The 14,687-nt window shown below is 56.1% G+C and carries 7 protein-coding genes; 3 read left to right on the top strand and 4 right to left on the bottom strand.

From position 1 onward, the window contains the following. The first annotated feature begins 106 nt into the window (after window positions 1–106). From DCG74_RS10565 to DCG74_RS10555, 3 genes are all read left to right on the top strand, one after another. The gene (locus DCG74_RS10565; RefSeq protein WP_172785047.1) at window positions 107–3,451 is read left to right on the top strand and encodes an adenylate/guanylate cyclase domain-containing protein; all 3,345 of its coding nucleotides are present in this window, start codon (window positions 107–109) and stop codon (window positions 3,449–3,451) included. 79 nt (window positions 3,452–3,530) lie between these two features. Beyond that, window positions 3,531–3,947, top strand: coding sequence for a hypothetical protein (locus DCG74_RS10560; protein ID WP_172785048.1), 417 nt, complete (start codon window positions 3,531–3,533; stop codon window positions 3,945–3,947). Window positions 3,948–3,966: 19 nt separating this feature from the next. Further along, window positions 3,967–5,196, top strand: a complete 1,230-nt coding sequence (locus tag DCG74_RS10555) for a tetratricopeptide repeat protein (RefSeq protein ID WP_172785049.1) — start codon at window positions 3,967–3,969, stop codon at window positions 5,194–5,196. A gap of 1,051 nt (window positions 5,197–6,247) precedes the next feature. Here the strand turns inward: DCG74_RS10555 and DCG74_RS10550 are convergent. From DCG74_RS10550 to DCG74_RS10535, 4 genes are read right to left on the bottom strand one after another with little or no spacing between them, the layout of a single operon-like run. Then, on the bottom strand, window positions 6,248–7,510 hold the full coding sequence (locus DCG74_RS10550) for a S8 family serine peptidase (protein ID WP_172785050.1): 1,263 nt from the start codon (window positions 7,508–7,510) through the stop codon (window positions 6,248–6,250). A gap of 39 nt (window positions 7,511–7,549) precedes the next feature. Further along, the gene (locus DCG74_RS10545; protein ID WP_172785051.1) at window positions 7,550–10,171 is read right to left on the bottom strand and encodes an ATP-binding protein; all 2,622 of its coding nucleotides are present in this window, start codon (window positions 10,169–10,171) and stop codon (window positions 7,550–7,552) included. Then, complete coding sequence (locus DCG74_RS10540; protein ID WP_172785052.1) at window positions 10,168–11,922, bottom strand: serine protease; 1,755 nt, start codon at window positions 11,920–11,922, stop codon at window positions 10,168–10,170. Before DCG74_RS10540 ends, DCG74_RS10545 begins: the two co-directional genes overlap by 4 nt. Window positions 11,923–11,928: 6 nt before the next feature. Continuing rightward, window positions 11,929–14,682, bottom strand: a complete 2,754-nt coding sequence (locus DCG74_RS10535; RefSeq protein ID WP_172785053.1) for a phospholipase D-like domain-containing protein — start codon at window positions 14,680–14,682, stop codon at window positions 11,929–11,931. Between the last annotated feature and the right edge of the window lie 5 nt (window positions 14,683–14,687).

The following is a 14,687-nucleotide window of genomic DNA, read 5'->3' as shown; positions in this document are numbered from 1 at the left end:
AAGTTGCGGAACAAAGAGAGGCGGAGCGAATACCAGACCGATAACGGGCTTGTTGAACGTCTGCTACCGGGAGTAGATTATCACTTTCGATCGCCACGCGCAGCCGATGGCACACATGAAGTGTTTGAGGTGTCAATACGACAACCGGCTTGGAGCGAGATTCTGCGGGGAGTGCGCCGCTCCGTTAGCACGCCCTTGTCCTAATTGCAGAAGCTTGATTTTGCCCGAAGCCAAGTTCTGCTCCCAATGCGCACATCCGATCGGCTTAGACGGCGAAGGCCGCAGAACGAACCGGTTCTTATCACCGGAGAGCTATACCCCAAAGCATCTTGCTGACCGAATATTGACTTCGAAGGACGATCTTGAAGGTGAACGCAAGCAAGTCACTGTTCTTTTTGCGGACATCGTCGGGTCGTTGGGGATAATTGCAGACCGCGATCCTGAAGAAGCGCAAAGACTTCTCGACCCAGTCCTCGATCACATGTTGGAAGCCGTCCACCACTATGAGGGCCTGGTCAACAGAGTCATGGGAGACGGGATTATGGCTCTGTTTGGAGCACCCCTCGCTCACGAAGATCATGCCGTGCGAGCCTGCTATTCTGCACTCAGGATGCAACAACGTATCAAGCATTACGCTGAAGACGTACGTCGCAGTCAGGGCCTCCCGATAACAACTCGCGTTGGCGTGAACTCGGGCGAGATCGTTGTCTCGTCGATTAACAATGATCTCTACATGGATTACACCGTAGTCGGACAGACCGCACATCTGGCATCCCGAATGGAACAGATGGCAATGCCAGGCTCGATACTAACCACTGCAGAGACCGCGAAACTCGTTCAAGGACACGTCAAAGCAAAATCCCTTGGCGCCTTGCCAGTAAAGGGACTGGAGCACCTCGTCGAGGTCTACGAGATTACCGATGGCGGCTCGGAGCGGACAAGATTCCAAGCGTCTGCTTGGCGCGGATTCACACCATTCGTTGGACGCGAACTGGAAATCCGGCAGCTTGGTCAGGCCCTCGATCAAGCTCGAGCGGGTCGAGGTCAAGTCTTGGCCGTGGTGGGCGAACCAGGCATGGGAAAGTCTCGCCTGATTCACGAATTTGTTCATTCCCCGCAGACCGAGGGCTGCTTGATCCTAGAGACCAACTCGGCTTCCTATGGGCACGCTGCGTCCTATTTGCCGGTTATCGAATTGCTCCGTCGGTACTATTTCAAGATTAATCTCGGCGACAACGCGCGATCAATCCGTGAAAAAGTGACGGGAAAGGTTCTCGCGCTTGATCCTTCGTTACAGGATGTCATAGCGCCTTTGCTTGACCTGTTAGACGCCCTGGATGCCGACCATCCATTCCAATCACTCGATCCTCTTCAGCACCGACAGTACACTTACCAGGCGATCACGCGACTGCTGCTGAGTGAGAACCGGGTGCAGCCCGTGGTCGCAGTTTTTGAGGACTTGCATTGGAACGATTCCCTTACTTTGGGGCTGCTCCACGAGCTCGTCGTAAGCGCCCGCGACGCACGCTTATTGCTGTTAACAACCTATCGCCCCGAGTTTCAGGATGAATGGAGAGGCCGGCCGAATTATCGCAACGTGCGCCTTGAACCTCTCGGAAAGGAAGACCTATCAGCGCTCCTGCAGTCGTTGCTGGGATCAGACCCGGTTCTTGCAGATGTTAAGAATTTCGTTCGAGACCGAGCCGGTGGCAACCCGTTCTTTATTGAAGAGCTTGTTCGCACACTAGTCGACCGCGGCGTCCTCGATGGAACGCGTGAACATTACACCGTCAAGAAGCCGTTTTCAGGAAACGAAATACCACCGACCGTGCAGGCTGTACTAGCCGCGCGCATCGACGCCCTCCCAGCGATCGAAAGGAGAGTGCTCCGGGAAGCATCAGTTATCGGACATGATGTCCCTCTATCCCTACTTCAGGAGGTGTCTGGCTTGGCGAAGGACGAACTTCGCGGCATCCTTAGCTATTTGCAGACAGCCGAATTTCTCTACATCACACAGCTTTACCCCGATCTGCAATTCTCATTTAAGCACGCGCTCACTCACGATGTCGCATACGCTGGCTTACGGAGCGAACGACGGTGCAAAACCCACCAAAGCGTGGTGCAGGCGATAGAAAGCCAGTACGCGGGCCGTCTTGATGAACAGGTTGAGCGGCTAGCCGATCACGCTTTACGTGGCCAGCTTCCGGAAAAGGCGGTGACCTACCTGCGACAGGCAGGCATTAAGGCTGCAGATCGAGAGGCTTATCCGGAAGCAGTGATACTTTTCGAAAAGGCCTTGGAAGCACTTTCTCAACTGCCGCATAGCATCGACACTGTGCGAAGGGCAATCGACGTCCGCTTTGAGATTCGCAATGTTCTTCAACCGCTGGGAGATCGGGCGCGCATCGCATCCTATCTACGCGAGGCGGAGCAACTCGCCGAGCAGATCGGCGACGACCACCGAATGGGTTGGGTGCAGTCTTATTTGACCGAACAGTTCTGGATGCTTGGACGATACAAGGAGTCTATCGTCGCGGGAGAACGAGCACTCGCTGTCGCGGAGCATCTTTCAGACCTACCGTTGCAAGTCGTAACAAATTTGCCCTTGGGATTGGCGCATCACACTCAGGGGAACTACGTCAAAGCACGCGAGCGCTTCGGCTGGAATGCCAATTATTTGGTGGGTGATCTAGTTGGTGAACGTTTCGGGATGTTTGTCTTACCAGCGGCGTTTGCTCGCAGTTTCATTGCATGGGGCCTCGCCGAAACTGGAGAATTTTCGGAAGCGTACAATATTGCCGAAGATGCACTTCGCATTGCTGAAGGTGTCAATCATCCCTTCAGCTGCGGTTACGCGCATCTAGGTCTCGGAGTTGTCGCTTTGCGGCAAGGACAGTTGCGCAGGGCCTTGCGCTCATTCGAGCGAGCTTTGGCTGCCGGCGCGTTCGCTGATAGTCCGGTTGGATTTGCCTTCGTCGCGCTTCATCTCGGATATGCGCTTTCTCTTGACGGTCGAGCTAACGAAGGAATCCCTATACTTGAACGCAGTATTCAGGTCGCAGAATCTCGCGGGTTTGTCGCCCGTCATTCCTTGCGGCTTACTTATGCCAGCGAGGCTTACCTAGTTTCGGACAGAGTAGTGGATGCCCTAGTGGCCTCTAATCGCGCCCTCGATCTTGCCCGCACGCACGAAGAACGGGCTAACGAAGCTTATGCACTACGGATGCTCGGAGAGGTTGAGTTGCGCCGGGGAAATCTAAGAGATGCAAAAGATAGATTCGCCAAGGCCATAGCTGTCGCTCGTGAATTGACGATGCTCCCGCTTGAAGCGCACTGCCACAAAGGCCTCGCCAGCATTTTCGAGGAAGAAGGCCTTACCTCTGACGCGGAACTTCACCGTGGCGCGTCTAACTCATTAGTCCGTGCCATGGGGATGCGCTTTTGGGTCTGACCTTGTAGGCCTGGTTCTGCCGAGATAGCCTCGATGGCGTACGATAGAATTAAGTACTTTTTATTGATGGGAGTAATTCATGAACGAGAATGAGCTCTTTGTTAGAATCTATAGCATGCGAAGTGACATCAACTACCATAGAGCAGAACTACTTCGTAGAAACACAGAAGGAGGATCAGCGGCGATGGCCGCTGCCGCTCCTGGCAGCGATGAGAATGCGGCGGTTCACGTTCTGATCGAAACATGGAATGTGATTGCGATCCTGCTGCGCGGAGTTAAGACCAAAGACAAGATTTACGAGCACAATCCAATTTGCCACATGTATACAGTTCTTGAACCTGGCATTACGTATCTTAGAAATAAGAGCACACCAGAGTTTGCGTCGGAGTTCGAAAAATTGAACGAAGACTACCATGCGTGGCTAAAGAAGAAGAAGAAGAGTGCCAGTTATGTGAGCGCTGCCTGTGGCGGTCTCATGAATGCGCGATTCGGTTAGCCCCCCGTCCAAAACGAGCTTGGAATCACGGTTCTCGACGTGGCTACTTCGGCCCTATCTAGACCTTGGTCCGCTGCAGATTGGACCGGCACATGCCGGTTCGATCGAAGCTGGTTGGCAAGCAATTGTCAATCCAAACAGCCCTCCATTCGCTCCTCAACGTGCACTGGCACCGGGCTTTCGTAGTCAGCTGACTGAGCAGGCAAATGAGCATTACGCGCTTACCGATCCTCGCGAACTAGCTGGCAATCTTCGGACCGATCGTTGGCAGGTCCTTTGTAATCAGCTTGAACAGTGGCGCGATCTCTCGATCGCACGTAAATGTCGGCTGGCCTCGCTACTCCATTCGATGTGCTTTTATCAGCCACTGCTCAAGCTAATTCGAGAGGATGAGTTCGTCGCAGGAGATACTGATCTCGGCAGCGCGCAACTCGCCTTCTCTCGGGCTTCGGCACAATTCATGATCGATCTTTCGAACCGAACCTCCGGCTATGACTCTAGAGTGATGTCTGTCTTCGAAAGTATTGCAGTCAACGATCGAACCCCCGGGGACGTGAAGTTCAACGCATCTGCAATGGTCTTTGTCCAGAAGGCAAAGACGAATGCGTCGCTGCTCGAGCTCATCGATTGGAGCAAGCGGCTCGAAAGAGCCTTTGGCGCTGTGGCAGATGGAGATGATAGATTTGAAACGCAGCTGTTCAAAAGCAGATTCTATCGGGGTATGGGTTTTCTTCCCCAACATGCCGGCGACAAAAGCAAGCTTGTCCATACGATGGATCTTGCGGAATGCTACGCACGCGACCTGAAGCCCGCCACGACGGCACAGGAGGTTCTTTACGTAGAAAACCTGCATGCTGTGATGGAAAGCCGAACCAAGGAAGCGCTATGGCTGAAGGATCTTGAGCTGGCTGAATCTAGAGCCGGCGAAGTAACAAGAGTCGATCCCTATGACTCCAAAGGTTGGGCCGAGCTTGGGCAGGTGCGTTACTTTCGAGAAGATTGGCAAGGCGCAGCTCAAGCTTATATCACTGCGGCTCTGTTGGGACCTCCAGCGAGCTCGATTGGACGCCATATGTCGGCGGTATGCCTTCGGCAATTGGGCCTCGATCTTGTGGCTGCATTCCTGTTCAAAGAAACCTTAGAGATCGACCCGCTCGGCATATCACCTCGTCAGGAGATATTCGATTTGCCAAACGTCCAAATCTTGAGCGCTCTCAAGGAATGGGCTCGCTCGAACATCGAACTCTAACCTGGATGGTCAGGGAACTATCGCCTGTTAGTGTCCATCAGGCCGGGGCGCTTGCACACAGTGGAAATGGGACCCCACCGACCGTGGCGGCGCCCCAAGCGGTCTGCTGAAGGCCTCGGATACTCGCATTGAGGTCGATAAGAATTTGCCTGACCCGCTACCCCGTCTCTTACGTTTCCATATACCGGTATCAGCTTCAACGTTACCCCCTCCGCAAAACTATCCCGGCAGGATCAAATCAATTACACGTTAATTTACTCGCTGCTTGATCTCTACTTTGATTGGAAAGCCAACCCGAACAAATATAACTGTCCAGATCCAAATACGAAGCTAGCCGGTAATCTCGGCATACAGCGCTCGCCTTCACGACGGAAGCCAGTCCCACGAGCGGTCAATTCAGCGGTATCATAAACTTCACGGCAACGAAGGCCATCAATCAAGCGGGCCCAACTTGGACGCTCGTGCACTTCAGTGGCCCTGGTGCGTTCTTAGCCGCTTCCGAAGTTAACACCGGCAAATTGGCTTTCGGTTTGGCGGCCGGACCGAAAGTGAAGGTTCTTCCGCTAAAGCGGCCTACGCTGCCACGTATTTCGACCGCGGTGCGGGCTGACGATGCTCTCGGCCAAGCTCTAACGAATGATCTCGGCACGCAGTTGAATGGAATCCGCGATAATCAAAGGTAGTTCTGACGAACAACGCACGAACGAGACGTCGTCCTGCCTAGTGTCTCTGACGGTGCATTTCCATGCTTCGCATTCGAGAAACCCGATCGACGTCCGACGCTAGAGCTTAACGTCGCGGATCACCCCGTGTCGATCTTCGCGTATGCACTGTTATGGAACGGCTAATTCACTTACCCATTCAGCAGCTTGAGCCAAAGAGGCGTAGCGTGGCAGGTCATAGCAAATTTTCGCCAGACACAGGCACGCTGTTTCATTAATGTCTTGGAGCTTTTCATGCTTCAGGCGTATCCGTTGATAGGAGTTCGGTCACCGACTTAGAGGGGCCGGATGCGTCTAGTCATGCCCTTCGCAGGCTGCTTACATTGCCCTCACGGCGCCGGTGCAACGGGCAACCCTCTACCCTGGTCGGTAACACGAAGTCCCACGTTTTCGGCGAGTGCCCGGAGGCTTGCCTTGACGTCGTCGGCCGACGTTTGCCCGTTCTGAACGAGTTGCTTATCCCACCATAGCGCGGCAAGGCCGGCTACATGGGGGCAGGCCATGCTGGTCCCGCTCATTGCGATCAGCCCGCCACTGACGTTTGCACCCACAATATCGACGCCCGGCGCGGAAAGCATTGGATTGATATTAGAGAATGGTGCAACGGAGAACTCAGTATCAATCCTACTTAGAGCGCCCACCGAAATAACGTTTTCCGTCGCAGCAGGCATGCTGACGTCGATCAATTGATCCGGCACGCCTACCACGCCCCGCTGGCTGTCATTTCCTGCTGCAGCGATTAGAAGACGGCCTTCAAAGCTCAAGAAATCGACCAACTTATCGAAGTAGCGAACGTTGTCGCGATAAGACTGAAGTGCTTTTGACACTGCGCCCCGCTCCGACCAGGAAGCCTCCTTGAGACGCTCCACAATGGCCGGAAAATCGAACCCGATCGACATCGAAATAATCCGCGCGTCCTTTAATCTTGCCCATTGGAGCGCATTCGAAATTGCCTCGTTTGAGCCGCGGCCGTTATCATCTAATACTTTGGCGACAATGGCGGTCGTCACTCCGGGTGCGACGCCAATACGGACACCGTCTACATCGCGCCCAAAGATCGTGCTAGCACAATGAGTCCCGTGTCCCTTCACGTCGGTCACGTTTGTGTTTACGGTATCGCCTTGCCCCGGCGCGATGAAGTTCTGCGTGTGCCAAGTTTTTATTCCAACAAACGCGGAGTGGTTTTTATTAATGCCGGTATCGAGGATAGCTACTGGAACATCTCTTTCCTTAGGCCGAGCAGCACTTATAGTGTAATTCGCGGCTCGGACCGCCCCAATGCCCCAAGAGGCACCTGCCTCCTTGGCCGCCCTTAATGCCCTTTCTATCCGGGCCGCAGTGCAGTCGACAGGAGCAATCAACGCCATCGGTATTGGCGGGGCCGCCTCTTGCCTTGGATCACGTAACACTTCTGCCCTCTGCTTATCTGACAGGGTAGTGGCTTCTAAAGTCAGCCTGGGCGGGGAAGCGCGGATTGCTTCAACGACCTCCGGCCGTAAGGAATCCATACTCTGTAGCTTGCTTAGGCCAGTCGGCATTGGACCGTCGATGCGGAGCACCAGGTAACGGTCGGGATCGTATGGGATGGTCATAACGCCCTCCATTCGACAGACGCACACACTTCCGCGGCTTCACTTTTTTACAGGCAAAGGCGGGGGAGAAAGGTCAACCCAGGCTTCCAGTGAGCCAGGAACCAGTGGTTTGGTTCCGACATAGCTTAGAAGCGGACGCAGGGTGACCGGCTTATTGCCGTTTACTTCCTTAACTTTGTCCGCGACAGCACGCGCCAAATCGCCATCTTCCTTGAAGAAATATCGAATCTCCGAAAGTCCGGCGGCGCCAGTTAGCTTCTCCGGCGCGTAAGTGAGCTGGAAACTAGCGGCCATCAGGCTCTTACGAAGCTGGTTGGAAGCTTCGTCAGGTCCCCAGTATTGAATATTAACCTTTGCGCAGCTCTTACGGGGAGCAGCAACCTTGGCCCAATACTGCGTCCCTGAATCGCGCAGGAAGGGCTTGATTTGAAGAATCGAAATCGGGGCGGAATTAGGAACAACTCCGTATGGAACAGCCATCGCATATTCCGGAGGGTTCGTCGGGAAATCGGAACGCAGATAGATGTCGTCATTCGTGACGGCAGGTCCCTGTTTGAGTTTTTCTGGTCCGTCGGGTGTCTTGAGCTTCCAGTTTTTTGCTGATCCAACCCACATGAAGCCAATGCAGTCACCCGTTGCCGAATCGAACACAGGTTGTGGTAGCGCCGGCTGTTTGTCCGCGAGACCCGTTTCAGGTGGCTTGGGCGACGGAGGCGCCAGTTGCTCGATGGCGGTCTGGGCCGCAGAGTCAGAAATCAGCGTCGACGTAAGGCTTGCTTTGAAATCCACCGACTTGCCCTGGGCCGCAGCTTTCTGAAGCGCCTCCAATTTATCGGTGAGTTCCTGGATTTTTGATTGGAGCGCCTCCTTTACGAGGCGCTCTTCCTCCTGTTTTTGGTTGTATTTAGTCCATCCGAACAACAAGACTATCAGGACGAATGAAAGGACTGCCAGGATCCTTATTTTCCAATCCCAATTACGCTTCTTGAGCGCCGCGGCTTCGCGATCGGCCTTTGCCTTGAAGCTGGCTTCCAGCAATTGCCGGACATCTACGGAATCGCTTCGATAATCCCTGAACATCTCCAGGGCGTCTCCCGTGATGAGATACCCGTCGGCACGCCCGCCATCGAGCCAGAGCCGCGCGGTCGCGATCAACTTGGATTCGGTCTCCCTGCCCTGCCGTGCGTCCGCAAGCCAGGCGGCAAGTGTCGGCCAATAAGCGATCAAAGTCTCATGTGCGACCTCGAAGCGATCCTCACCGCCAACGTCGGCGGTGGGTATCCTGCGCAGCAGCTTGGCTTGTTCGAAGGCATCGAGAATTCTGCCGACCGCGCCGGAATCCTCGCCAAGCAAAAGCGTATCAAGGCCGATCCTGTTGCGAACGAAGTCCTTGTCTCCCGCCGGCACCACCAGCTTGAGAAATATCCGCCGCGCCAGATCCTTCTCGTATGCGGAGAACTGCTGCAGCACAGTTTCGGCCGTGCTGGTCAACGCGTCGCGCGGCGAACCAATCTTCCGGTAAACCGCCTGCGTGATTTCGCCGCGGTCTTTGTTGTCCCATAATTTGTTCAACGTGAATTGCAGGAGCGGCAGCGCATCCGGATTGCCGGCCACTGAACGGACGAGGTCTTCAACTACACCATCGCCAAATCGCAGCCCAACGCGCTCCGCCGGCCCCTCGATCATGCTGCGCAGTTCATAGACAGACGGTGGCGGCAGGCTGAAGCAATTTGCCGGTGAGCGCGCCGCCTGCCCGATCCCTGCGATCTTCTCGAACTGAAGCCGTTGGCTTTCCCGAATGCTGATCAGTAATTTGTGGTGCCCGGCCAGCGATGCCAGCGCCTGACCGACGATATCCAGCGAAGGCTGCACATCGGTTCTGGCCAGCGCCTCGCCAAACTGATCGACGACCAGAACGGCCTTCGGGTCTACCGCGGTGAGCACTTCGTTCAACTTCTTTGGGCTTTTGACGATATCGCGCTCGTCCGCGCGTATCGTCGACATGTCGGCTCCGGGCTTGATCGCGCGCAGAATGGCGGCTAGCGGTTCCCGTCCGGGGGCACTGACCACCACTACTTTGAAGCCCCTGTCTCTCAGACGCGGGAGCAAACCGGCATTGATCAGTGAAGACTTTCCGCTTCCGGACGGGCCAAGCAGTAGGATGACGGATTGGTCTCCCTCGACCCGCTTCTGGAGTTCTTCGGCGGCGTCTTCGCGGCCGAAGTAGTCGCCTGCGTCACCTTGCGTGAATGGGTCGAGCCCCTTGTACGGAGAGATTTTGCTCTCGGTGTCGGTGGGCCCGGAAGCCCTGTCGGGATCGAAATTGGCCAGGATAGGGACGGTCGGCGGCGCCGTGGCGTCGGCCATCGCTCCCTTTGGCGTCTCTGGCTCGGCCCGGGAATACTCCCGCGACAGGATTTGCGTTGTGGTCCAGTAGTCAATCGCAGCCTGCGCCGCCTTCCGCTCAGAGGAACGCTTCAGAATAGTGCCCGTCGCAACCGCACGTCTGATGAACCGCCGCACTTTTCCGGATTGCGATTCTGCGCCGGCAGTACCGCCGGCCGATCCCGCTTTTTCTTCTAGCAAAGCCAGATTTGCTTGCTGGAGTTCGACGAAGGAACCAAACGCAATGTCGGCAGCGGCTTCCTCAACGATTGTCACAGGCTTGCCTCCACCAGTGCGGAAAGCGGGTTACCCAACTGAATAATCCGTTCGCATCCGGACAAAAGTGATTTGTCTACCTGGCTGAAACGATTGCTCATATCACTTCGGAAAATGGCGAAATGCTCCGCGACCAGATCCCATTGCTTGTTTGAGATATGTCCGACAACGACCGCAGCGTGACGCTTCATTTCGGTCGACCAGTCCTCGGCTGGATGCGCGTCGCACAGGGCCAGCGTCTTCGGTAACGCCCTTCCCCACCCGGCTTGAAACCAACGCGGATCGCTTTCCCAGCCGGGCGGCAGCGCTTCGAGCATCGACAATTCGTTATCGATATCCTGCCAGGAATTGTGGTCGGCGACGCTTTCCCGCAGCCGCTCCCAATGGCCGCGAAGCAAGTCGGGACCGGAACTGACGATCGCCTTAACCGCATTGTCTCCAAGATTCATTGCATTGATCATGGCCTGGAATACGTTCAGCAGTTCGTCGACAGGAAGATCTCTCAAGATCAGCCGAATCTTGCCGTTCAACTCGGACGGCTGAAAGCGGAGGTGCTTCTCGATGATGGTGGTCGCGTCGAGCTTGTCTAAAATTTCATCCGCTTCCACCAGCGTGACCAGAGCATTGGAGAATTCGTCGATCCACTCCATCTCGCGCAGTCCGCGCGCCTCGCCGGCCTCCTTGAGTTCGTTCGCCTCGGTCGCATAGGTGCGCCAAGAATTTCGCATTGTCAGCGCAGCCATGCGGATGCCGTCTCGGGATTTCTTCTGGTCAGTCTCGTTCAGCGCGTTCTTCAGTATCGGAATATTGCCCTGAATAGTCTGCAGAACGTCATGAATGGCTTTGTGTCGACGCAAATCAGCGGTGAGATCCGTAATCGTCTTGATGGTGGTTTGGCTACTACGGATCGCGGCCTTCGCCAGCGGGTACTGCCCCAGAACCTGGAATAGCCCACTCCATGGCGCCTGTTGCCTAGCATCGGTGAGCACGTCGTATCTAGGAATGGACACCGAATGTTCTTTGGCGATGTGCTGTCTGATCAGCTTGATCGGAACACCTTGCGAGGATCTAACTGCATTCCAGCTGGAATCCCCCAAATGATGCAAGGCGAACAGCTTATATTCTTCAGTCAGACACGGTGATCCCGAGGATCCGACGTCGGTAACTAAATCGTAGCGCATCCGCGTCCGCAACGCGTTCTCGCCGATAAACTGGCTCGCTCGGTATACCTGCGGCGCGCCGAGCGTATGCTGGATGACAAAGACCCTGCTGTTTTTTGCCAGCACCGCGGCGCCATCTGCCGCGGGTGGCTCGGAATCCCAAGGCGTATCCCAGAGGTCGATCCAGCCCCGGCGCTGCAGCACCAACCCGGGCGGCTGCATCTGGCCGACGGCCTGATTGAGACGGAGGAGCGCATAGTCGAGCTGTTCGTCAGTCGGCATCGGATCGTTGATATGATCGGTAACCTCAGCCGGTCCATAGGTGCTCCACTGCAAACATTGCGTTATTGCGTAAGGCGTGCCTGCCTGTACCGCTCCGTCCGGCAGTTTCTGATAATCGAACACGCAAACTGCCGGCCTGACGAATTGACCGCCGGCGTCGATGAGCCTTTCGACCACATGATAATTGGTCAACACCGTGTCTGGCCCGACGAGGAAGCCGGTCCCGAGCGGATTGCCACCGGTTTGAATGCTGCAAACGCTGCTCAGCACCCGTCCAAACCGTTCCGAGACCTCGTTCGGGGTCGGCATGCCTCCTTAGTCCTCCGTCGGCAGATCCCACAGGCTAACGCGCTTAAACATCGCCTCCGTAACCAATTCAGCGCCAGGTATCGCCACGCCTTCGGCCTTGACGAACCGCTTCGGCGTGATCGGATTTGAGCGCGCCCAATCAATCTCGAAGGCTTCAGCATAATATGCCGCGAGCTCTTCATCGTTGAAGATCAGCGAAGCGTCCCGGTTGAGCGTCACACCGGGCTTGCTCCAGTTGTGGCTTCCAATCAGCAGCCGCTTGCCATCGACGATCATCCCTTTGGTGTGGCTGTCGTCGATCCGTCGCAGCTGTTCGTCGATGTTCACCCCCTTCGATTTAAAGTACCAGGCGACGTGGGTAGGATTGGAGAACTTCGCGCCGCCAGTGCGCAGGATGACGCGGGCGTCATCGAGCGTCTTGAGCTTTTTCGTCAATGCCTTGATTAGTTCATCGATGTAGCCGCGATCCTCCCGCGGATTCGATGGCATTCCAATATAGGGAATCTGGAACAGCAGGCTCTTGCGTGCCGACACGATTAGCTCGAGGACGGCGTCGCTGTATACCGCACCCTCCTGGTCGGGCGTCAGCAGGGGCTTCACCTTCACCTTGCGTTTTATTTCCAGCGGCTTGAGCACCCTGCCCGGTGCACGGCGCTCAAGCACCACGGTCTCCTCGAGAGGAACTTCGACCTCCTTCTTCATCTTGCTCCTCGGCAACACGTCGCCGCCGAGGTCGATGGAGCGCTTGAAGTCCTGCAGGATGTGATTGCGAAAGCGTTCCGCCAACTTTGCATGATGGATGACGACGTGCCATTCGCGGTTTCCGGGCAAATCCTCATCCCCCGCATCGTCGCGTTCCTGCTGGGTAACGATCGGCTGGCTCGACTCGGGCTTCCAATTGCCCGAGGAAAGCCAGAACGCTCTGTCGTCACGCACAGTGACCTTGATATGGTAAGCGTCCGAAATGAGGCCCGACGTTCCTTCCGGCGCAACGATACGCTCGAAGTCAAACTTCTCCCATGCCTTGAATGTCGGTATGCGGTCGAACTCCTCGGTCGGGAGCTTCATCTTCGAGAAGGTTGCGTTATCCAGCACCAGCTTGAGCGAAACCCCCTTTTTGAGCTGCTCCTGAAGTGCGTCCTTGATGTGAAGCGCGTGGAATTCATACATCGCTGACACCAGCGAACGCTCGGTCGCCGACAGGAACGCGTGCAGTTCGTCCCAGGAATATTCGGGGCCGACATGAACGCGAACGGTCATTTCCTCGTTCACCTCGGCGAACGAAAACTCCTTGCCGGTCCGCGCGTCGTCGTCATAGGCGATGGAATCGACGGATTCCACGTCGGGCGCGGCCTCGATCTGCTCGGCAACGCTGGCGGGGAAATACCTGATTGGAACGCCGAGAAACTGCGATGGGCCCGCCGCCGCAACTTGCGGCAACCGGGACGGAAGGACGGAGGCCGCGATACACGGTGCGTCGCCGATCGCATCTCCGTCATCCATGAACCCGACCCGTACAGCCAGTACGCCATCCGGACGGCTGTCCCAGAATTGACACACAGCGCTCTCGGTATCCAAAGCGTCGGCAGTTTTCGATGGTGGCGCAACGGCCGTAGCCGGCGTCACCGGCTGGCCCAGAGATATCCTGATGGTCAAGGGAATGGTAACTTCGACCTCGGATGACGCGGTCGGGATCGCCGTTGGCGGCTTTGGCGCGGTTGACGGAATTGCGGTCCGGGTTTCCACAATCCGTGGCTCGCGCCAGCGCTCACCCTTGATATAGCTGTTGAGCACCGAAGCCGGCACCGCGTAGTTGGCCTGCTTGTAAAGCCCAGCGAAATGCAACCCGGCCGCCTTGCCGGTCTTCGGATCGATGATTACAGAACCCGAATTGCCGCCCAACGTAGTACAGTCGTGCTCAGCCGAGTTGCCGCGTTCCGCGACCATGATCATCCCAGGCGCCGCGCGCTTGACATCGTATTGGTTACGATAGAGCTCCTCCATCAAACTCTGATCGGGGATGATGCGCTTTGGGGCCTTAGCCGGATAGCCGATGGTCACCACCGAAGCATTCATGGCCAGATTGGCCTCACTGATGGCGATGAAGCTCTGCTTGGCACCGTCTGTCCTCCTATCGACCCTGATGAATGCGATGTCGTTTGAACCGGTGGTCTTCTCGATGTAGAGCACTTCCTTGACGCCGAAGATACGTTCCTGGCCCGCCGCCAGGTCGTCAAGTTCGTGCACGGTGTTGAGCGAGACGGAAATCGGCTTTCCCGCAACACCGCGCGAAAAGACAAATCTGGCGCCTTCCTGCTGGGCGATAAGTTGGGCGACATGGCGGTTCGTGACCACGATGTCAGCAGCGACAAACCACCCGGTGCCGACGAAATTCAAATTTCCTGGAAATCCGAACACATCGATGCGACCGACCAGCGGAATGACCGGCTTGACGACGGCTTCGGCCCTGCTGAGCTCGGCGACGAGGTCCCTCGCCTCGTCGCCATCGAGGGAAACATTGACCATATCGATCCAGTCGTTGTTGATGAACAAGACCGGGCGTTCTTCCTTAACGATCGTCTCATTGACGACGTCGACCGGTGAATCGGCGATACCGCCGCCGACCGCCTCCGCTCTAACGCGTGGCGTGAGCGCCTCCGTTTCAATCGCTTTCTGATATTTCTCTTTCAGGGCAGGTCGTCGCGCGAGTAACCGCTCAACGAATTTCCGGTTGTATTCGCGCTGTTCGTCGCGTTCCATAAGAG

It is taken from the genome of Bradyrhizobium sp. WBAH42 (genome assembly GCF_024585265.1).
Lineage (GTDB): Bacteria > Pseudomonadota > Alphaproteobacteria > Rhizobiales > Xanthobacteraceae > Bradyrhizobium.
Note: the sequence above shows the minus strand (reverse complement) of the source record. Positions and strands in the feature narration are given on the sequence as shown.